The sequence below is a fragment of the Ignatzschineria ureiclastica genome (assembly GCF_003121845.1).
GTDB lineage: Bacteria > Pseudomonadota > Gammaproteobacteria > Cardiobacteriales > Wohlfahrtiimonadaceae > Ignatzschineria > Ignatzschineria ureiclastica.
Window position 1 is genome coordinate 24016 of sequence record NZ_QEWQ01000005.1, and the last position, 21692, is coordinate 45707.

Here is a 21692-nt window from a genome sequence, read left to right on the forward strand (position 1 = left end):
AAAGATATGAAAATTTCAGTTTCTTGGTTAAAAGAGTGGATTCAAGAGATTCCTGCAGATCTTGCTAATCGTTTAACGATGGCGGGATTAGAAGTAGAAGGTGTAGAATTAGCAGCACCGGCATTTAGTGGGGTTGTGATCGGTGAAGTCGTCGCTTTAGAGCAACATCCTGATGCAGATCGCCTTCGGGTGGCACAGGTCAATGTTGGACAAGAGGCACCGATACAGATCGTTTGTGGTGCACCCAATGTTGCTGTCGGTATTAAAGTCCCCACTGCCTTAGTGGGTGCTGTTTTGCCGGGTGATTTTAAGATTAAAGATGCCAAATTACGAGGTGTTGCTTCTTCTGGAATGCTCTGCTCTGCAAAAGAGTTAGGATTAAATGAAGATGCTTCAGGGTTAATGATTTTAGATTCATCATTAACGGTCGGCGCTGATTTCCGAGAAGTCTTACACTTAGATGATGAGATCGTTGAAATCGATTTAACGCCCAATCGTGGAGATTGTTTAAGTATTTTAGGGGTTGCAAGAGATTTAGCGGCAATGACCGGACAATCTGTGCGCGCCTTTGAAGAAGCGCCTTTAACGGTAGAGAGCACTTTTAGTAAGCAGGTTGTAGTGGATAACCCTACAGATTGCCCTAAATATTTAGGTTGTGTGATTGAGAATGTCAATCCTAAAGCCCCTTCACCTTTATGGATGCAAGAGCGTTTACGCCGTAGTGGTATTCGTCCTCATGGTATCTTGGTAGATGTCACCAATTATGTACTATTAGAAGTAGGTCAACCGTTACATGCGTTCGATATTGCCAAAATTGAGGGAGATCTTCATGTACGTCGGGCTCGTCAAGGCGAGGCTTTAACACTCATTAATGAAGATAAAGTGACGCTTCGAGAAGATACCCTTGTGATCGCTGATGAGAAGAAAGTGCTTGCTATGGCAGGGATTATGGGGGGCTTAGAGAGTGGTTGTGATGATACAACAACGACTATTTTCTTAGAAGCCGCTTGGTTTAATCCGCTTACTATTGCGGGGCGCGCGCGTAATTATGGTCTACATACTGATTCTTCGCACCGTTTTGAACGAGGTGTTGATTTCGCTTTAGCAGAAAAAGCATTAGCTTATGCGGCAAGTCTCATTCGTGAATATGCGGGGGGAAAAGCAGGGCCAGTGACTCGTATTGTAAGTGAAGATTTGCTACCAAAGCGTCTACCGATTAAAGTAAGATTTTGTAAAATAAATCAAATAATTGGACAAAAATTTACAAACTATGATATAAATACATTGCTAAGTCGTGTTGGAAATGTGACAGAAGTTCACAATGATTACCTTATCATTGAGCCACCTAGTTATCGTTTTGATTTACAAATAGAAGAAGATTTTATTGAAGAAGTCGCGCGGTTAAATGGGTATGATGAAGTTCCTGTTTCATTTGAGATGCTATCACAAGTTGTGATGAATCCTGTGCCTGAATCAAAGGTCAAATTAGCGGATTTCAAACAGATTTTAGTGGATCGTGGTTTTTATGAAGTGATTGAGATGAGCTTTACAAGTCCTACTTGGCAAGCGATTTTAGATCCGGGTAGAGATGCGATCGCACTCAAAAACCCGATCTCTAATGATCTTTCTGTGATGAGAACAACGCTATTACCGGGTGTTTTAGGGGCGATGGATCATAACTTGAAACGGCAACAGACACGATTAAGATTTTTTGAGTCAGGCCGTACTTATAATGGGACATTAGAGAATCCTGTACAGGTATTGCATATTGCCGGTGCTATTTGTGGTACCGCAGCACCTTTACAGTGGGGCGTTGATGCTCGAGCGGCTGACTTTTTTGATTTGAAGGGGGATGTAGAAGCACTCTTAAAGCGGACAGGCAGAAAAGATTTCTGTTTTGTACCATCAGAGCGTGAAATTTTACATCCAGGACAGAGGGCAGATATCAAGTTAGAAAGTGGTGAAACAGTCGGCTATTTAGGAAAATTACATCCATCTGTGGTGAAAGCTTTAGATCTGAATCGAGATATCTTCGTCTTTGAACTTAATTATGATCTTCTCAGTCAATCTGAAACACCTAAGTTCCAAGCGCTCTCTCGATTCCCTGTGTCAAAACGAGATCTAGCGCTCGTTGTACCAGCGTCAGTGACGACGCAGCAGATCGTAGATGTAATGCAAGGCGAAACAACGCCTCGTAAATATCTTGTTTCCGTTAACTTATTTGATATCTATGCACCGAAGAACCATCAAGATGAAAAGGCCTCAAAAAATATGGCATTTAGTCTTACTTTCCAAAATCGTGAGGAAAACCTCAAAGATGTGGAAATTGATCAGGTGGTAGCGGAGATATTAAGCGATCTTACGCAATTAGGTGTCACGCTACGACAATAATTCGATGTTTGATACAAATAAGTTATATGTAAAGGAGTTATATATGTCTACTTTAACGAAAGCTGCGATTACGGAAAACCTCTATCACAGCACTAATATCTCTCGGGAAGATACAAAGCAATTTGTAGAAGATTTCTTCGGGGAAATTAGTGATGCGTTAGCTTCAGGCCGTGCCGTTAAGCTCTCTGGTTTTGGTAGTTTTGAGTTACGTGATAAATCAGAGCGTCCAGGAAGAAACCCTAAAACAGGGGAAGAGATTCCAATCAGCGCACGCCGTGTTGTGACATTCCGTATTGGTCAGAATTTACGTTTAAGTATGAATGAATTAAGCCAAAAAGCAGAGCGCTAATCATTGCGTTTTGAGTCTGAAGATTATGATCCTAAGACGATGATTTTAAGATTATGATCTAAGATGATAATTAAATGATTCACTGCTTGAGGATTATCAATATAATTCTTTCACAATAGACGAAAGTCCGGTCTACTCAGAGATGAGATCTTCCAAAACTTCTCATTTTTGAGATCAATCAAAAGCCCTGCAGAATAAAATGCAGGGCTTTTTGTATCTTCGATCAAGATCGGCGTATAATCAAGCACAGTTTTCTTAACATCTATCGTCTGAAGATCTATGGTCAATTTGGTGTAAGAAAATGGTTTTTAAGTAGCTCATATTGGATTTTAAAAGAACTTAGATTCAAGAATGAAGTGCAACACTTGCAAGATGCCGGATAGAACGGTTTCCTTACTTCTTGAAATCGATGCGCCGGCATTTAAATAAGCGTATTTTGAACCAATATTACTATTTTTCACCAAGATCTATCTCATATGAGTCACTATCGGGGAATTTTATGAAATCATCGCTCTTTCGTTCGCTCTTTACTGTGAGTGGTTTTACCTTTCTCTCACGGGTAATGGGACTATTGCGTGATATCGTGTTTGCAAGCTTCTTCGGTGCAACTGCTGCAATGGATGCATTTAGTGTTGCTTTTAGAATCCCGAATCTCTTTCGCCGATTTTTTGGAGAGGGGGCGTTTAATCAAGCCTTTGTGCCTGTGTTTAGTGAGTACCGCTTAGAGAGAAGTTTTGATGAACTGCGACGGTTTTTAGCGGAAGTTAGTGGTACGCTGGGTGTTATTTTACTCGCTATTACTGCATTAGGGCTATTTTTCTCATCAGAAATGGTTCTTCTCTTTGCTTCAGGATTTCGAGATAATCCCGAGAAATTCTATCTTACAGAATCGCTCTTACATTTGATGCTTCCTTATCTCTTTTTTATCTGTATGACGGCGATGTATAGTAGTGTACTCAATGCCTTACATCAATTTGCTATTCCCGCCGCAACGCCGATTCTACTTAATCTTTTTCTTATTGCCGGCGCAATGATCAGTAGCCTCTGGGCTGAACCGATTATGGCTCTTGGCTATGCGGTATTTATTGCGGGTATTGTGCAGTTATTGACCTTACTCTTTGCTGTCAAAAAGGCAGGGCTTCTTAGTCAGCCGACAATTCGATTCTCATCGCCGGGGGTCAAAAAGGTGATGTGGTTAATGGTTCCAGCCTTGATTGGTTCTTCGAGTAGTCAGATTAATATTTTGATTAATACTCAATTAGCCTCACGTTTAGAAACAGGTAGTATTACTTGGCTCTATTATTCAGATCGTTTAGTCGAATTTGCGATTGGTACTTTTGCAGTGGCCTTAGGGACGGTTATTTTGCCAAAACTCTCGGAGTTACATACCCAAAAAGATTGGGTTAATTTGGGCAAAACGATTGATTGGGGGGTAGAGTTATCGCTTATTATCGGTATCCCTGCAATGTTAGGATTGGTCTTCTTGGCAGAACCTTTATTAGCGATCCTCTTTATGCGAGGAGAATTTACGGCAACAGATGTTGTAATGGCGGGCAGAAGTCTGATGACTTATGCCTTGAGTATTCCGGCATTCTTTATTATTCGCATTTTGGCGCCGGTCTATTTTTCTCGGCAAAATACGAAAACCCCGATGTATTTTAGTCTGATTGCCATTGGCACTAATATCTTATTGCAACTTATTTTGGTACGCTATTATCAACACGCAGGGCTAGCGCTCTCATCCTCGATTGCCGCTTGGGTGAATGCGTTACTACTTGCCGGTGGATTGATTGTGATGAAAGTGCATTACTTTAAAGATCTCTTAACTCGTAAAATGCTTGCGCTACTGCCGGCCAATGGGCTTCTTATTGTGGCGCTAATAGGGGTTAATCATTACCAATCATTTTGGTTTACAGCCTCTATCTGGCTCAAATTACCGCTGATGATCGGCGTTATTCTTCTGATTATTATACTCTATTTTGCCGTATTACATTTTGCCGGCTTTAAGCTTGCCCGATTAAAAGGGCCATTAGGCAATATTCAATCGGTGCAAGAATAGAGTATCGTGGGCGCAAGGTGTTTGATAAGAGGTTTGCAAATTATTTTGAAATCATTTTACAATTTTGGAAGCTCTCTTATTGCGCTGAAATCGGTAAATCTCACTGCCGATATAGAGGAAGACTGCGCCCCACACAATAGCAAAACCGATAAATCTTGAGAGTGAGAACGCTTCTTCAAAGATCCAAATGCCGGAGATAAATTGTAGAGTCGGAGAGGCATATTGCAAAATGCCGACAATGGAGAGCGGAATATATTTCGCCCCTTTAGCAAAGAGGAGTAGGGGAATTGTCGTCGCCGCACCGGAGAAGATTAAGACAAAGAGTGGTAGACTCTCTAACTCTAGAAATACAAGTGTATTTTGCTGATACATCATTGTTAGATAGATGATTGTGAATGGGCTCATAAAGAGCGTCTCGAGAAAGAGCCCCGGCAATGGCGGGAGCGAGGCGATCTTTTTAATCGCGCCATAAAAGGCAAAAGAGAACGCAAGTAGAAGTGCGATAAAGGGGAATGTTCCGCCTAAAATGGCAAGCCATAAAACACCTATTCCGGCAACTGCAATGGCGATATATTGCATTGAGGTGAGTGTTTCTTTAAAGAGTAATCGTCCTAAGAAGATGCTCACTAACGGATTGATGTAGTAGCCTAAACTTGCTTCAAGTACCTGTTTGCTACTAATGGCATAGAGATAGATTGACCAATTGAGAAAGAGAAAAAATGAGGAACCAATAAAGGTAAGCAGAATTTTACGATTGCGAAAAGCATCCGCAAGCAGTAGCCGATCCTCTCTACGAAACAGCAGTAAAATCGCGATAAAGAGCAGTGCCCACCCAATACGTTGAGCCATTAATTGAAGTGGATCAAGTCCCGCTAAGGGAAACCAATAAATAGGAAAGAATCCCCAAATAATATAGCAAGTAAGGGTAAGGAGAATTCCTTTTTTATAGTTTTCGGGCGACAGATTAGCATTCATAGCGAGCTCACGATAGAGATGATTAAGGATGAGATAAAGGACATCAGATAGAGATCTTGAGATATTCGTTAGTGTAGCAGGATTTCATTCGGGAACGTGATTTCTCTTTTATTTCAATATTTGGACGATATCATCATTACAATGATCCGTGTCATAAAGATCATCATAAGAATCTTCGTAAGGGTCAGCGAATTTTTTCTGATTCGGGTAAAATAGGGTACAAATCAAATCGAGATGATTAAATCAATCTCACTAGATATCACGGCAACAGTATGGTGTGGTGAATGTGCTACATCTGCGTAATAATCAATAAATGTATAATCAATGAATATATAAGCAAGGAGTTATGGCAATGCAAGGAAAGAGTATTCAAGTTGGGAAAATCTCGGTTAGCAATGAGCAACCTTTCGTCCTATTTGGTGGCATTAATGTGTTAGAAGATCTTGATAGTACATTGCACGCTTGTGGCGAGTATGTTAAAGCCACTACAAGCTTAGGAATCCCCCTTGTTTTTAAAGGTTCTTTTGATAAAGCCAATCGCTCTTCTATCCATTCTTATCGTGGTGTGGGTTTAGATGAGGGGATGCGAATTTTTGAAGCAGTTAAAAAAGAATTCGGCGTACCGGTCATTACCGATGTACACGAACCGCATCAAGCACCGATTGTGGCTGAAGTGGCGGATGTTCTGCAATTGCCGGCATTCTTAGCACGGCAAACGGATTTGGTCGAAGCATTAGCTAAAACTGGGCGCGTGATTAATGTGAAAAAACCGCAATTTTTAAGCCCGTCACAAATGGGGAATATTGTCGAAAAGTTTGCAGAAGCCGGCAATGAACAGGTGATTCTCTGTGAGCGTGGCAGTTGTTTTGGTTATGATAATTTAGTGGTAGATATGCTCGGTTTTGGCGTAATGAAAAAGGTTTGCCACAACTTACCGGTGATCTTCGATGTGACTCACTCTTTGCAACAACGTAATCCATTAGAGAAAGCATCAGGCGGTCGCCGGGAGCAGGTATTAGAATTAGCCCTATCAGGGATGGCAACAGGATTAGCGGGTCTTTTCTTAGAAGCACACGTGGATCCCGATCGTGCAAAATGCGATGGCCCTAGTGCATTACCGCTTTCTCTACTCAAACCATTTTTAGAGCGAGTCAAAGCTGTTGATGAAGTAGTGAAATCTTTTACACCTTTAGAGATTCGCTAGGTTTAACTGTCATCAATAAGGGAAGAGGCTAGATGTATAGGGGATATATAGGAGATATTATTATATAAATGTAAGAAAATATATTTATGTAAATTTATATCTGTTTATAATTATTTATAACTAATATTTTGATGCTATACTATCGATGATGACTTGGAAATCATAATGATGTATCGCATTAAACATTTGAGATACGAAAAATATTCCAAATCCGAATAGGAAACGATCCTGTCATCAGGGTCGTTTTTTTTGATTGTCTAAAAAGAGAGGCATAAAAATGGAAGAGAAAGTCTATACTATTTCTAGTAAAGCCAAAACGAATTTAATCTTAATGATTGTGTTTGCAGTCGTGGCCATTGTTGTGATTGAACAATTATTAGTAGGACGTGTGCCGGTATTGCTCTTTGTGCTACTCGGTATCTTTTTCTATATCACTTCTGTGTCAACGACCACTTTAAAAAGCGATCGCTTAGTCGTGAAGCCGATACTTGGTCGCGCTCGGGAATTTACCTTTCACGATGGCACTTTTGCGATTGATAAACAGCAGGGCGTTTCGGCAATGGTGATGCTCTTTAAGAAAGAAGCAGAATGCCTAACCTATAGTCCGATTGGTCAAGATCCGGTAATGGCGATGAACGGTTTATATGATATTGCCGTTATTGAATCGATCTATAAGGATATTAAAGCCCGTCAAGATGAGATCGGAAGAGCGATTGAAGCGGAAGCTGATCAGGTCGAAGATTCTACGGCAGAGGAAAAGGCTGAGGACTCCCACTCTATCGATAATAACTAGCTATTACGGCATCTATTAAATGCCTATTAAATATCTATTAAAAACCCCAAAATATCATAATGATACTTTGGGGTTGTTTATGGATACTAGGTCTAAAATTGATCTAATACGTTCAAGTAGTAATATGATTATCTGCTGAATCTATCAGATCTCTGCTGTTCTCTCTTTTAACCAAGCAAGTACAGAGTCATCTTTAATGCCGGTACTGAGTTTTTGATAGACTTCTTTGTGATAACGATTGAGCCATTCGATCTCTTTTGCTTCTAATAATGAACGGTCAATTAAGCGTGTATCAATCGGGAAGAATGTTAGAGTTTTAAAGTAGAAGTAACGTCCGAAGTTTGTCTCTTGTTGCTTTTCAACCGGTAAAGCAACGACTAAGTTTTCGATACGAATCCCCCACTCATTTTCTCGATAGAGACCAGGTTCAATAGAGGTAATCATCCCTTTTTTAACACTCATTTCAGCCGTTACAGGTGCTCTAAAAGAGAGTACCTGTGGCCCCTCGTGAACATTCATAAAGTATCCCACTCCGTGACCAGTGCCGTGACCATAATCGAGATGATTTTCCCACAATGGCCGGCGAGCAATGGCATCGAGATAAGGCATTGGAATATTTTCAGGGAAGATGGTTTCACTCATTACAATCAGTGATTTTAAGACCCGAGTAAAGTCCCGTTTTTGGGCTTCTGTCGCCGTACCAATCGGAATAACACGGGTGATATCGGTGGTGCCATTTTGATATTGAGCACCAGAATCGATGAGAAGTAAACCATTTCCCTCTAAGGTTGCGTGATTCTCTTCTGTGGCTCGATAGTGGGGAAGCGCACCATTGGCATTAAATCCGGCAATGGTATCAAAGCTTAAATCGACAAAGTGTGGACGTTTAGCGCGCTCTTCGGCAAGAAGATCAGCCACATCTAATTCTGTGAGTGTTTCCCCTTGGGCTAAGCGTGCTTCAAAGGCACTATAGAAGTGTGCCATTGCAATGCCGTCTTCTCGCATTGCATTCTCAATATTGGCAATATCGGCATCGCTTTTCTGTGCTTTGAGCAGTGTACTTGGATTAGTGAGATAGTGAATCTCAATCTCTTCATCAAGTGCCTCAAGCGTTGCATAAGTATTGCGCTTTTCATCGAGCATTAATACTTTATCGGTGGGGATATTCATCACTTCTTCATAATAGACATCGTATGGGAAGACAGTAATTTTATGTTCGCCAAGATATTTCTTCACTTCAGAGGTGATTTTACGCTCATCAATAAAGAGCGTTACCGAAGATTGGGTGATCATCAGAAATGCTAAGAAAACAGGATTATAAGTGACATCCTGTCCGCGTAGATTAGTAATCCAGGCAATATCATCAAGGGTTGAAACAAGATGAACATCGGTGCCATAGTGACTCATTACGGCGCGAATTTTTTGAATTTTAGCGCTTGCTGATTCCGAAACAAATTGTGGATCGTGGAGGTAGAGCGGTTCGCAAGGTAATTCTGCCCGATCTGGCATAATTTTAGAAAAGGGGTCAAATTCCGTAGTGAGTTCAATGCCACTTTCTGCAAGCGATTCAAATAGATCTACAAACTTCTCAATGGAGATTGTATCGCCTAAAACGGCAACCCGGCTCTCTTCAGGCAAAATCTCTTGTAGCAGGGCCGTATAAGAGGGCGTATTCGCTTCGCCTAATTTCATCAATGTAATACCGGTGCCGGCAAGCTCTTTCTCTGCTTGTACCCAATAACGACTATCTGCCCAGAGATAAGCTTTATCGCGCAATACAAGAAGAGAACCCGCTGAACCGGTAAATCCTGAGAAATATTCCCGCAGTTTCCAATGATCAGGGAGATATTCAGAAAGATGAGGATCGGCACTTAAAATAAGCCACGCATCGACTCTCTCTTTTTGCATCTGTTTTTGAAGAGCGCTGAGGCGCGTTTGGATGGTTTTATTGCTCATAGCGATATTCCTTTTCTGATTCTGTTTATTGCAACTACTCATTGCAATCACGCTGTAAATTGTTATTTAGTGTATCACTTTCTAGCAAGCTCGGCAGAAGGAGTTATCGGGAGATAGGGAATGTTATGTGACTCACTGTAATGGCAAATGGAGGGATTCTGATGACATAAATGAAAAGAAAAGGGGGAGAGAAGGTTTTAAAAGGATCCGAAATAGTTTACAAATAGAGAGGGTGAGAAATGGAAATCTCACAGCAAAAAATTTCTGCTTTCGGTATGATGAAAAGCGAGCTTAAAAAGCGGATATCAAAAATGATAATAGCTAAGCTAATGAATGAGATGTAATACACAAGATGTAATAAACGAGATCATAAGTAAAACGATATTGATTCCTTATTGATGATATTAAAACAGGCGAACGAATGAAATATATCAGTACACGCGGGGGCGATGCGCCCAAATCTTTTTGTGATGTTGTATTAGAAGGTCTATGCCGAGATGGTGGTTTGGCAATGCCGGAGTCGATCCCACAGATTTCACGTGAAACATTAGATCAATGGCGAAAGATAGAGCACTATAGTGATTTAGCGGTAGAAATCGCTTCACTCTATGCGACCGATATTCCTCGGGAAGATCTCAAAAAAATGATGGATCGTGCTTATAATGGTGTGAATTTCTCGACAGAATCTATTATTACTACCCGCAATATTGCTAAAAATGTAACGATTTTAGGGTTATCAGAAGGTCCGACCTTTGCCTTTAAAGATATGGCAATGCAGTTTTTAGGGCAATTATTCCCCTATATTTTAGAAAAACAGAATAAAACTTTAAATATTGTGGGTGCTACATCAGGGGATACTGGCTCGAGTGCGATTCACGCGATGAAAGGTAAGCCTCGCATTAATGTGGTGATGTTAAGTCCTTATAATCGAATGAGTGCTTTCCAAACGGCGCAGATGTATTCGGTACAAGATGAGAATATTCATAATATCGCGATTGAAGGCGTTTTTGATGATTGCCAAGATCTTGTAAAAGCACTCAATAATGATATTGCGTTTAAAGAGAAACATCATTTAGGTGCGGTGAACTCAATCAACTTTGCGCGGATCTTAGCACAGATTATCTATTACTTTAGAGGCTATTTTATGGCCACGAAAAGTAATGATGAAAAAATCGATGTGGTTGTACCGTCCGGGAACTTTGGTAATATCTTTGCCGGCATAATGGCGCGTAAAATGGGCTTGCCGATTCATAAATTGATTTTAGCAACGAATGAGAATAACGTTTTAGATCAATTCTTTAAAACAGGTATTTATCAGCCACGTGCCTCGAAAGAGGTGCATTTAACTTCAAGTCCCTCAATGGATATTGCTAAAGCGAGTAATTTTGAACGTTTCATCTATCTCTTAGCCGGAAGCGACAAGACTAAAGCGCTGTGGCAAGAGATTGATGAGAAAGGATCCTTTGATCTATCGAAAGATCCTTTGTGGGCAGAGCGAGCAATGTGGAATATTGAATCGGGTTCAAGTTCGCACGCAGATCGTATTAAGACGATTCAAGCTGTATTTGAAAATTCAGGTGAATTAATCGATCCTCACACTGCCGATGGCGTTTTTGTGGGAAGTCATTATTTAGATCAACATACACAGCTCTGTCTTGAGACTGCAAAACCGATTAAATTCTATGAAACGATTAAGCAAGCGGTGAAGGACGCGCCGTTTGATTTGACTGAGGTGACGAGGATTGAAGCGTTGCCACAGAAAAAAGAGGTGATGGCTAATGATGCCGCGCTGCTACGTCAATTTATTGAAGCCGTTTTAGACTAAGGAATACAAAATATTATGAAAAAAACATCATTTCCGAAAGATGAGATGAAAGTACTACTCTTAGAGGGAATTCATCAAGATGCAATTGATTATTTCAAACGTGCAGGATATCGTAATCTTGAGATTCACTCTACGGCGCTTGAGGGAGATGCGCTGATTGAAGCGATCCAAGATGCGCATATTATCGGTATCCGTTCCCGCACCCAACTGACCGCGGAAGTATTGCAAAAAGCGCCTCGCTTAATGTCAATTGGTTGCTTCTGCATTGGTACGAATCAGGTGGATTTAGAGGCGGCGAAACATTTGGCAATTCCTGTTTTCAATGCCCCTTACTCTAATACGCGTTCTGTTGCTGAGCTTGTCATTGCAGAGATGATTATGCTTAAACGTGGTATTCCTTATAAAAACTATATCTGTCATCAAGGAGGATGGGATAAATCGGCTAAAGGTTCTTATGAAGTGCGGGGTAAGACTTTAGGGATTGTGGGTTATGGTCATATCGGAACGCAGGTTGGAATTATTGCCGAGAGCCTTGGTATGCAAGTGCTTTTTTATGATATCGAATCAAAACTCTCTTTAGGTAATGCACAACAAGTAGAGACACTTGATGAGCTATTATCGGTGGCTGATGTGGTAACACTTCACGTTCCGGAAGATGATACAACTAAAAATATGATGAATCGGGCGCGTATCGAAAAGATGAAGCAGGGTTCTGTGCTCATTAATGCGGCGCGTGGTACGATTGTGGATCTTGACGCATTGGCGGATAGCATTAAGGCTGAACATATTTTAGGTGCCGCAATTGATGTATTCCCTGTAGAGCCAAAATCTAATAGTGAAGAGTTTCAAACGCCACTACGGGATCTACATAATGTGATTTTAACACCACATATTGGAGGCTCAACATTAGAAGCACAGCAAAATATTGGAATTGAAGTAGCTTCTAAATTAGTACTCTATTCTGATAATGGTTCAACGGTTTCAGCAGTGAATTTCCCTGAGGTAATGTTGCCCAAACAACCAGGTAGTCATCGTATTTTACATATTCACGAAAATACACCGGGTATTCTGCGTGCGGTAAATGATCTTGTAGCGAGTTTAGATCTTAATATCAATGCGCAGTATCTGCAAACGCTTGGAGAAGTCGGGTATGTCGTATTAGATGTCTCTGGAGATTCTACAAATGCGCAGAAATTACAAACAGGTATGAAAGAGATCAAAGGCACCTTAAAATGCCGGATTTTATATTAGGATCATCAGTAAATTTGTAAATTTTTATTGGTTATTACGAATATATAAATATAATGGGCTTATAGCAATGGCATAAGTCCATTTTTTATATTTATATTTATATCTAATATTGATTGTACACATCATAACGATAATCCTTTGTAAGGGATATTTTACCGATTCAAACTCAAAGAGAGAGATTATTATGTCATTAAGAGATCAATTAGTGAAAGCTGGAATAGTTTCTAAAGAGAAAGCTAAGGCAGTGGAGAATGAGGGATCTAAACGGAAGTTTCAAGCGCATCGTGATAAGAAGCTCAAAGCCGAAATAGAGGCTGAAAAAGCACAAAAGGCGGCGGAACTTAAAGCCTTTGATGAGGCGAAAAAAGCGATGGATCGTGAGAAAAATCAAGCGATTCAAGCGGAGCAGGAGAAAAATCGTGCTCGTAGCGAAATGCGCGATCTGATCGACCGGGAACGAGTCAATAAAGAGAAAGGGGATGTGCGCTTTAATTTTACCCACGACGGGAAGAAAATTCGCTCGGTATTTGTCACTGATAAACAGCATAAAGATTTGAGTGATGGCAAGTTGATGATCTGTCGTAATGACCGAGATGGCTTTGATTATCCTGTCCTGCCGGTCAGCTTTAAAGATCGTATTCATCATCTTGAAGAGAAGCTTGGAGAGAAGATCTTCTACTATCTCTCTGAAGCGATGACGCAAGGAGATGAAGAGGCCGAGTGGGCTGCTTGGGATGCTTATGAGGAATCATTGAAGAAAGACCCGAAACATAGTGGTGAGTAGTGATAACGCTTATGAAGTCGAGTCTGTAGGATAGAACCGATCATTTAAAAAAGGATAAATTTCTACAGTCTATTCTTTCTAATGACAAAAAGCGCCATTTGGGCGCTTTTTGTTGTTTTAAGAGTATTTTTTATAGTAAATTGGGTTTAAAAAAGTAGTTTTTAAGCCACTAATGTGGGATTTTAAAAGAAGATAAAACCTGGCTCACCAACGCTTGCAAGATGCCGGATAGAACAGCCTCCTTACTTATTACAACTGAGGCGCCGGCATTTAAATAAGCTTATTTTGAACCAATTTCACTATATTAAACAGGTAGTGAGAGCCTACTATTTTTTAGATTGCTGCTTCTGTTCCTCTTTGATCTTCTTTGAAAAGAAATAGCCAAGAAAAGAGAGCATCGCAATCATAAAGACGATACCAAAACCGATGATGAAGATGAAATAGGGATCTGCCCCAAAAAGTGCTGTCATAAATTACTACCTCATAATATCGCTATGTTAAATAGATGTTACTTAGGTTGAAACCACTTATTGAATATTATTTCTATAATTCATTTTGTTATTGTTTATCATCAGAAATGTCTGAATTGATAAATAAATATTTTATAAAATAGAGTTAAGCTTACTATTCCATAAAATCAAAGGGGAATCTAGCGAAATGGTAGAACTCTGCGAGGAGTTTGACGCGTATCAAATTTTGACGATGATTCGACTATAAAGTCATAAAAAAAGACCTAACAACATTGAGTTATTAGGTCTTTTAATATGGTGGCTCGAGGCAGAATCGAACTGCCGACACGCGGATTTTCAATCCGCTGCTCTACCGACTGAGCTATCGAGCCGTAAGAAGTAAGATAGGTATTAAACAGGATAATGAGCACTTCGTCAAGGAGAAATTGATCTTTTCATTAGAATGAGGGGATTTTGATCGAAATAAGTACAAGCATTAACAGATAGTAAGATCGGTTCAAAATAAGCTTATTAAAATGCCGGCGCATCCGTTGATCGAGGTAAGGAAGCTATTCTATCCGGCATCTTGCAAGTGTTGGTGAGTCAGGTTTTATCTTCTTTTAAAACCATACAATAGCTCTTTAAAAAGCTCTTTAAAAGCCATTTTTCTTAAACCAAATTTACTATAGTATTAATAGTTATCGAACAAATGAGGGAGGGGGTTCGAAGGGAAGGGAATCAGGTGAGAAGAGAAAAATAAAAAAACCTAATAACATTTCGTTATTAGGTTTCTTAATATGGTGGCTCGAGGCAGAATCGAACTGCCGACACGCGGATTTTCAATCCGCTGCTCTACCGACTGAGCTATCAAGCCGTGCTGATGAAGGCTATTAAACAGCATTATCCCGACTTCGTCAAGATGTAATGTTGCTGTATTATTGCGCAATAGCGAAGGGCTATTGATATAACAGGGTAAAATAAAGGTTTGTGATTATAAAAGTGAGACGGTATATGTGGCGGCATATCACTGAAAATATTGAAGAATCTCTATCTCGTGGTTTTCCCGGCGGGCAATTACTGCTTGAGTTATCAGGCGAGGTGATCTATGAACGCAATTTTGGCAGTCAAATTTTGACGCAGTGCCAAGTGGTTGACGATCAATTACAGGTAGTGCGGGGTGCGCCGGTAACGGAGAAGACACTTTTTGATATTGCTTCGCTCACTAAAATTTTCGCCACAACCTATCTTTTTCAATATTATGCGAAGCGAGATCCAAAACTTCTCACACAACGAATTGTCGATTTTTGGCCCAATTTACTAAATATTACATCAAATAAGTTGGTTGCCAATATTACGGTTGAAATGCTCTTATCGCATCACGCCGGCTTTGAACCGAATCCGCTCTTTTATGATCCTGAGTATGATCTAAAGCTCTATTGTCAAAATAGGATGGGTTTTTTAACTTCATTGTTACAAGCACCGTTAATTCATCCGCCTGGCGCTCAAGGGCTCTATTCTGATGTGGATTTTATGCTCTTAACCTTTATTTTAGAGCGCTATGCCGAGAAATCTATTGAACATCAATTATCAGAGATTTTTTGGGAGCCTTTAGGGCTTTGCGATATTCTCTACAAGCCATTAGACTCTGGGAGATCGTTCAATACCCTAGCTGCTACTGAAAGATATGGCAATACGCGCGATGGTGTGATTAGTTTCCCGAATATCAGAACAGAGATGACCCAAGGGGAAGTGCAGGATGAGAAAGCCTATCACTGTATGGATGGCATTTCAGGGCACGCAGGGTTATTTGCTAATGCGAGAACACTTTTGTCACTATTTCGTTTGATGTATCAGCCCAATGACTATTTTAATGAAGTGACAATTAATCGATTTTTAACGCCGGCCTTTTCTGATCCGACCTTTGGCTTAGGTTGGCGTTTAAATGGGCCGGATATGCGTTATATGTTCGGAGATGAGGCTTCCTTACAATCCTTTGGTCATACTGGTTGGACCGGATGCCTTGTGATGCGCGATCCAAAAATTGCATTAACGATGATCTATTTAACCAATCGTAAAAATACACCGGTGATTAACCCGGTTGAAAATCAACATCTTTTTTATGGAGATCGATTGCCGGCAGGGCGATATTTGAATATGATTCAAGCAATCTACCAAGACTTAGCAGGGATGGGGAAATGAAAAGGAACGATTTGAAGGAGGGTAACGGTATGCGTGGCAAAAAGGGATTTATAATGATCATTGCGCTTCTGTTGGGCGCTTTAATGCCATTGGGCTTTGCACCTTTTTCGTTGTCTCTTATTGTGCCTCTAGCATTAGTGGCACTTTTACAATTAACGGTGTCTCAATCCCCCCGTTTTAGTGCATTGCTAGGCCTTTTATTTGGCTTTGGTTTTTTTGCTTGGGGCATTTTCTGGGTGCGAATTAGTTTAGTGCAATTTGGCGGGGCACCCTTAGCGCTTGGATCGTTTGTGGCACTACTGCTGGCACTCTATCTAGCGTTCTATTATAGTTTGTTACTCTATATCACAAAGCGATTAGGTAAGTGGTTACAAGCTGCTTTTCAAACTCAAGAATCGACAATGAGCACTTCAAAACCTGCGAGATCCTCAAAAAGCTCGTTAATCGCATTTGCCATACAATATGGTCTTATTTTCCCACTTGTCGGTGTGTTATTAGAGTATCTGCGCAGTATCCTCTTCTCTGGATTTCCTTGGTTAGCTTTAGGCTATAGTTTTACTGATTTGCCGGTATCTTATTGGCTCTTCCCGCAAATGGGCGCATTGATGGCAAGCTTCTGGGTTTACTGGATTGCCGGATTGCTCTTCTTATTGTTGCGGGCTTTATGGGGAAAACAGTTTCTACTCTATCTTGTCCCAAGTATTGCCGGTGGGGTGATTGTTGCCTTATTGATGGTGATCGTCTCTACTATCTCAACGCCGATTGAACGAGGGAATGAAAAGATCCAGATTGCCTTGGTACAGGGTAATATTCCGCAAGAGATGAAATTTAGCCAAGCGCAATATCAAGCGATTATCCGGCGTTATTACCAATTAACAGAAAAGGTTGCACCGAAAGTTGATTTAATTATTTGGCCAGAAACGGCAATCCCTGGGATTTATGAAGATGATTTTTCGTTATCAACGGTATTACGAGATCTCTCTGCAGAGTCAGGGAGTACGATTGTCACAGGGATATTTTCAACGGAAGGGGCTCAAATTCGCAACTCTATAGTGGCTTATGGTGCAGATAGCCGTAGTGATCAGCTCTATCATAAAGTGCATTTAGTGCCTTTTGGCGAATATATTCCTTTTCGTTCGCTATTAAGTCTCTTTGGCAATATGATTGAAATTCCTTTCGCGGATCTGTCGGAAGGAACGATGATACAAAAACCGCTCTCGTTTATGACGGCACAAGGCCGCTTCCAAGGAGGGAGTTCGATCTGTTATGAAGCGGTTTTTGGAGATGAGGCGCGTTTAATGGGGCGAGAGTCGGATTTCTTAATCAATATCAGTAACGATGCTTGGTTTGGGGATTCCATTGGTCCTTGGCAACATTTTCAAATTACCCGCGCTCGGGCGATTGAATTACAGAAAGAGATGGTGCGTTCTACTAATAATGGGATTACCGCTTGGATTGGCTCTAATGGGCAAGTGAAAGCAATGTTGCCACAATTTCAAGAGGGTACATTAGAAGTCGCCGTAACGCCGATTCGAGGAATGACCGCCTATGCGCGTTTGGGGGATCTATTTTGGAGTGTCAGTTTTCTACTGCTCTTAAGCCTTACGATGTTGATAGGGCGCTCTTATTGCCGGAAATTAATTACTAGAAGTTCATTGCCGGCAACTCACTGATGGCAGTTAAACTATGGATAGTAGGATCAGTTTAAAATAAGCTTATGCAAATGCCGGCGCATCTGTAGTGGATATCGTGAGTGCCTATTCTCGAAAAGGAAGAGGCGAGTATCTCGCATAGAGAATACAGCTGATGAAGAGAATAACCGTTAAGAGAAAGTAGACGCTACCAATGGCTGGATGACCTGAAACCCAAATATCAGTTGCAGCGACAAGATAGAAGAGTGAGAGGAAGCTCGTCCACGCGTGAGTAAAACGGCGAGCGCGTAATAACCCTCGTGCCGGGAATACCAGTGGCATCAGTAGTCCAATAATCAGGAAAATTCGAGGCTGATCTGGGTAGATTTGGTTACTCACAATACAGTAAATCGTAAAAAAGAAGAGGGCAAAGTAAGCCACTAAGGTGGAAATTCTTGAAATAGGAACAATCGGGCGCATTATAGTCATCTAATCCTTAAGCGTTTAACAACGTGTGATATTCGCTTTTGTATGTCTAATAGAAATATGAAGTGATAAGGCGCTATCTTATCATTGAACGAAGAGAGAGCAAAGTATGCCAGAACTACCTGAAGTTGAAACGGTCCGAGCCGGTATTTCCCCTCATCTAATAGGGGCGAAAATTGGCGCGATAGAGATTCGTAATGATCGTTTGCGATATCCCATTCCCAAAGCGATAGAGTCCCTCTATGGTGCCGAGATTATGGCAATTGAACGCCGGGCGAAATACCTCATTCTCTATACCGAAAAGCATAAGGTTTTGATTCATCTTGGAATGTCTGGTGCAATTCGCATCGTTGAGAATGAGGGCGATCTTGAGTGGCAAAAGCACGATCATTTTATTATGCAGATGGATAACGATCAGTTGATGGTGTATCACGATCCTCGGCGGTTTGGTTTTATTCTGCTCTACGATCGAGAGGCAGAAATTCCTTTCTTAGAAAAGTTAGCCCCCGAACCCCTGAGTGATGCTTTTTCTACAGATTACCTCTTTGCTAAATTAAATAGTCGCACAAGACCGATTAAATCTGTGGTGATGGATCAAGCTTTTGTTGTGGGTGCCGGGAATATTTATGCGAATGAATCCCTCTTTATGGCGGGCATTCATCCTGAGCGTCCGGCGAATAATCTGAACAGAGAGGAAGTTGAGCGTTTAGTGTCGGCGATTAAAGCAGTATTAACTCGGGCGATTACTCAAGGAGGAACGACCCTGAAAGATTTCACAACGCCGGATGGTCATCCGGGCTATTTTGCCCAAGAGTTATTAGTATATGGGCAAAAAGGGCAACCTTGTGCACTTTGCCAAACCCCTATTGAGCGGATTGTACTTGGCAATCGGGCTACCTATTTCTGCCCTCAATGTCAAAAATAATCATCTAGATATCTTAAAAAACCGCTGTTATCAGATCGAAGAAGTACTTGACGTTTTATTGTGTTCATCTTGTCATTTTTATAGACAATTTTTGGCATAAGATCAAAAGGGGAAATGATTTAGCGCTGAAAAGGGCTATCCCTTTCTCATAAAAAGTGATAGGGTGAAGTAAAGGTAGATCAAGATTATTCAATTGATGAATAGGCGTAGAAGCCTTTGAACAACATTAATAATGGATGATCATTGATTGCTTTGAAGCTCTTGATATAACAATTGATAATGAAATGAAGGAGAGTTTGTATGAATGTTAATTTAACAGGCCAAGGTTTAGAGTTAACTGATGGACTTCGCAGTCGTATTGAGGAGAAATTCTCTAAGCTTGAACGCTTTAGTGATCATATTACCGGCGCACACGTGATCTTAAGTTTAAAAGATAAACAACAAACCGCTGAAATTACCTTAAACATTGCGAAGGGTAAAGATCTTCACGCTGAAGCAACTTCTGAGGATATGTATCAATCAATTGATGAACTTGCTGGTAAAATTGAGCGTCAACTGCTCAAACAGAAAGAGAAAGCAATGACCGCTGAGCGCAAGCAAGGACAAGAGATTCGACAAGAAGAGGAAGAAGCATAAGTCGATCTTAGTTGTGATGGCAACGTTTAGGAAATATGCTTAAATAGAATCGTGCAGGAAGCCCCGTATTTTTATGCGGGGTTTCTCTTTTGTCTTGAACTATTTCAGCGTATCATACGGCTATCTTTCTCTCGATTAATCAACAAAGGATACGTTATGTTCCCTGTAGATGCGAAACATCTTGTGGTCGGATTTGGTATTACCGGCCTCTCTATCGTTAAAGCTCTAAAAGCTTTAAATGTACAACATATTTGGGCACTTGATTCTCGGGAGAATCCCCCAAATTATGCTGAAATTGCACCATTGTGTGAAGAGACAGCTGTCGGTGGTTTTTCAGCAACTTTATTAGATCAATGTGATTATCTCTGGTTAAGCCCTGGCGTTGCACTGGCGACTCCTGAGCTACAATCAACCTTAGTGCGTCTGCCACAATCGCATATTGGGGGCGATATCGAGTTATTTGCCCGCTTAGTAGAAGAGAATATCATTGCTATTACCGGCACGAATGGAAAGAGTACGGTGACCACGCTGTTAGGCACTATCTTTGCTGAAACGGGTTATGATCTCTATGTGGGGGGGAATCTTGGGCTTCCGGCACTAGAGCTTTGGCTTAAGTATCAATCTCGAGATCAAGCAGATCTACGGGAACCCCTCTTTATCTTAGAGTTATCGAGCTTTCAGTTGGAAACTACAACGAGTCTTAAAGCCGATGTGGGCATATTGCTCAATCTATCGCCGGATCATCTCGATCGCTATCGTGATTATGAGCACTATATTACCTCTAAGTTTAGACTCTTTGCCCAGTCAAATAATATTATGATCCCTGCCGGAATTACTGCAATCGAAACGGATCTTAGGGCAGGAATGGCAGATCATCGTTATCAGTTTGAATTAGGAGAAGATTCAATCTATCGCTTTGCGCTGACAGATAGATCTACAAGCGATAATGATAATATGCAAATCGATTATTGGGCGGACTTAGAAACACAGATGATTATTAGTAGAGAAGGGGAGCGAGTGAGTTTCCGGGAGAGTCATTTAGGGGGCTTACATAATGTCCTCAATATGATTGCGGCGACCGGAGCGGCTGAGATTTTTGGTGCACCTCTCAAAGCCATTGAGACAGGTATTACAAACTATCAACCGCTGGCCCATAGAACTGTGAAAGTGCGTACCCTTGAGGGTGTGACTTATTACAATGATTCAAAAGCAACGAATATCTCTTCTACGGAAGCCGCGATTTTAGGGTTTCCTGAGCGCAAGTGGGTTATTTTAGGCGGTGTCACGAAAGGGCAAGATTTCTCTATTCTAGAAAGCTTATTAACGCATAATGTGGCAGGTGTTGCATTGATTGGTGCAGATTACTCTACGATTTTGCCCCATATTCCAAAGGGTATTCTCTGTTTTAAGAGCGATACATTAACTCAAGCAATAGCGGATATTCGGCAAGAGGCGACCGCAGGTGATATTGTTTTATTCTCCCCCGCGTGTGCTAGCTTCGATCAGTTCAAAGGCTTTGAACATCGCGGTGAAGTGTTTGCAGAGATGGTTCGAGCATTATAGGTATTATAAATAGTGATTAATGGTTCTAGATGCGACAGTAGATTAAATCGCTACTAAATTGCTATTAAATAGCTATTAAGAGGCAATGAAATAGTATAGTAAGATCGGTTCAAAATAAGCATTATTGAAATGCCGGCGCATCAGTTGTAATAAGTAAGGAGGCCGTTCTATCCGGCATCTTGCAAGTGTGGGTGAGTCAGGTTTTATATTTTTTAA

General features: G+C 40.9%; 17 protein-coding genes and 2 tRNA genes. 13 read left to right on the forward strand and 6 right to left on the reverse strand.

Going from position 1 to position 21692, the window contains the following annotated elements:
- Window positions 1-6: 6 nt before the first annotated feature.
- The 3 genes from pheT (at window position 7) to murJ (ending at window position 4799) form a co-directional block, all read left to right on the forward strand.
- Window positions 7-2391, forward strand: coding sequence for a phenylalanine--tRNA ligase subunit beta (pheT, locus tag DC083_RS08130; protein WP_109189731.1), 2385 nt, complete (start codon window positions 7-9; stop codon window positions 2389-2391).
- 4 nt (window positions 2392-2395) lie between these two features.
- Complete coding sequence (locus DC083_RS08135; RefSeq protein ID WP_157954911.1) at window positions 2396-2740, forward strand: integration host factor subunit alpha; 345 nt, start codon at window positions 2396-2398, stop codon at window positions 2738-2740.
- 499 nt (window positions 2741-3239) lie between these two features.
- A complete protein-coding gene (gene murJ / locus DC083_RS08140) occupies window positions 3240-4799 on the forward strand; it encodes a murein biosynthesis integral membrane protein MurJ (RefSeq protein ID WP_109189732.1) in 1560 nt (519 codons plus the stop codon).
- A gap of 51 nt (window positions 4800-4850) precedes the next feature.
- Here the strand turns inward: murJ and rarD are convergent, their stop codons facing one another.
- Window positions 4851-5774: an EamA family transporter RarD gene (rarD, locus tag DC083_RS08145; RefSeq protein WP_109189733.1), complete on the reverse strand. Its 924-nt coding sequence runs from the start codon at window positions 5772-5774 to the stop codon at window positions 4851-4853.
- Between the two features lie 352 nt (window positions 5775-6126).
- Here rarD and kdsA point away from each other — a divergent pair, with 352 nt between their 5' ends.
- Window positions 6127-6978, forward strand: a complete 852-nt coding sequence (kdsA, locus tag DC083_RS08150; RefSeq protein ID WP_109189734.1) for a 3-deoxy-8-phosphooctulonate synthase — start codon at window positions 6127-6129, stop codon at window positions 6976-6978.
- Between the two features lie 277 nt (window positions 6979-7255).
- Entirely contained in the window at window positions 7256-7771 is a 516-nt protein-coding gene (locus DC083_RS08155; RefSeq protein ID WP_109189735.1) for a hypothetical protein, read from the forward strand.
- A 144-nt stretch (window positions 7772-7915) separates the two neighbouring features.
- Here DC083_RS08155 and DC083_RS08160 read toward each other — a convergent pair whose 3' ends face one another.
- On the reverse strand, window positions 7916-9727 hold the full coding sequence (locus DC083_RS08160; protein WP_109189736.1) for an aminopeptidase P family protein: 1812 nt from the start codon (window positions 9725-9727) through the stop codon (window positions 7916-7918).
- A 421-nt stretch (window positions 9728-10148) separates the two neighbouring features.
- Between DC083_RS08160 and thrC the strand changes: the two genes are divergently transcribed.
- The 3 genes from thrC to DC083_RS08175 all read left to right on the forward strand — a co-directional run bounded on the left by thrC (window position 10149) and on the right by DC083_RS08175 (window position 13587).
- Window positions 10149-11552: a threonine synthase gene (gene thrC / locus DC083_RS08165; RefSeq protein WP_109189737.1), complete on the forward strand. Its 1404-nt coding sequence runs from the start codon at window positions 10149-10151 to the stop codon at window positions 11550-11552.
- A 15-nt stretch (window positions 11553-11567) separates the two neighbouring features.
- Window positions 11568-12803: a phosphoglycerate dehydrogenase gene (gene serA / locus DC083_RS08170; RefSeq protein ID WP_109189738.1), complete on the forward strand. Its 1236-nt coding sequence runs from the start codon at window positions 11568-11570 to the stop codon at window positions 12801-12803.
- A gap of 184 nt (window positions 12804-12987) precedes the next feature.
- Window positions 12988-13587, forward strand: coding sequence for a DUF2058 family protein (locus DC083_RS08175; RefSeq protein ID WP_109189739.1), 600 nt, complete (start codon window positions 12988-12990; stop codon window positions 13585-13587).
- Window positions 13588-13913: 326 nt separating this feature from the next.
- Here DC083_RS08175 and DC083_RS10195 read toward each other — a convergent pair whose 3' ends face one another.
- The 3 genes from DC083_RS10195 to DC083_RS08185 all read right to left on the reverse strand — a co-directional run bounded on the left by DC083_RS10195 (window position 13914) and on the right by DC083_RS08185 (window position 14910).
- Window positions 13914-14057 carry a hypothetical protein gene (locus DC083_RS10195; RefSeq protein ID WP_157954912.1) on the reverse strand — a complete coding sequence of 48 codons (144 nt, stop codon included), beginning with the start codon at window positions 14055-14057 and terminating at the stop codon, window positions 13914-13916.
- 295 nt (window positions 14058-14352) lie between these two features.
- Window positions 14353-14428, reverse strand: a tRNA-Phe gene (locus tag DC083_RS08180).
- A 406-nt stretch (window positions 14429-14834) separates the two neighbouring features.
- Window positions 14835-14910, reverse strand: a tRNA-Phe gene (locus DC083_RS08185).
- Between the two features lie 137 nt (window positions 14911-15047).
- Here DC083_RS08185 and DC083_RS08190 point away from each other — a divergent pair.
- Window positions 15048-16235: a serine hydrolase gene (locus tag DC083_RS08190; RefSeq protein WP_109189740.1), complete on the forward strand. Its 1188-nt coding sequence runs from the start codon at window positions 15048-15050 to the stop codon at window positions 16233-16235.
- On the forward strand, window positions 16232-17908 hold the full coding sequence (lnt, locus tag DC083_RS08195) for an apolipoprotein N-acyltransferase (RefSeq protein ID WP_109189741.1): 1677 nt from the start codon (window positions 16232-16234) through the stop codon (window positions 17906-17908). The genes DC083_RS08190 and lnt overlap by 4 nt, the downstream gene beginning before the upstream one ends.
- An 84-nt stretch (window positions 17909-17992) precedes the next feature.
- Here the strand turns inward: lnt and DC083_RS08200 are convergent, their stop codons facing one another.
- Window positions 17993-18355: a DUF2069 domain-containing protein gene (locus DC083_RS08200; RefSeq protein ID WP_229822726.1), complete on the reverse strand. Its 363-nt coding sequence runs from the start codon at window positions 18353-18355 to the stop codon at window positions 17993-17995.
- Between the two features lie 106 nt (window positions 18356-18461).
- Between DC083_RS08200 and mutM the strand changes: the two genes are divergently transcribed.
- The 3 genes from mutM (at window position 18462) to murD (ending at window position 21476) form a co-directional block, all read left to right on the forward strand.
- On the forward strand, window positions 18462-19277 hold the full coding sequence (gene mutM / locus DC083_RS08205) for a bifunctional DNA-formamidopyrimidine glycosylase/DNA-(apurinic or apyrimidinic site) lyase (RefSeq protein WP_109189743.1): 816 nt from the start codon (window positions 18462-18464) through the stop codon (window positions 19275-19277).
- Window positions 19278-19577: 300 nt separating this feature from the next.
- Window positions 19578-19913 carry a ribosome hibernation-promoting factor, HPF/YfiA family gene (gene hpf / locus DC083_RS08210; RefSeq protein WP_109189744.1) on the forward strand — a complete coding sequence of 112 codons (336 nt, stop codon included), beginning with the start codon at window positions 19578-19580 and terminating at the stop codon, window positions 19911-19913.
- 156 nt (window positions 19914-20069) lie between these two features.
- Window positions 20070-21476: a UDP-N-acetylmuramoyl-L-alanine--D-glutamate ligase gene (gene murD / locus DC083_RS08215; RefSeq protein ID WP_109189745.1), complete on the forward strand. Its 1407-nt coding sequence runs from the start codon at window positions 20070-20072 to the stop codon at window positions 21474-21476.
- Window positions 21477-21692: the final 216 nt, after the last annotated feature.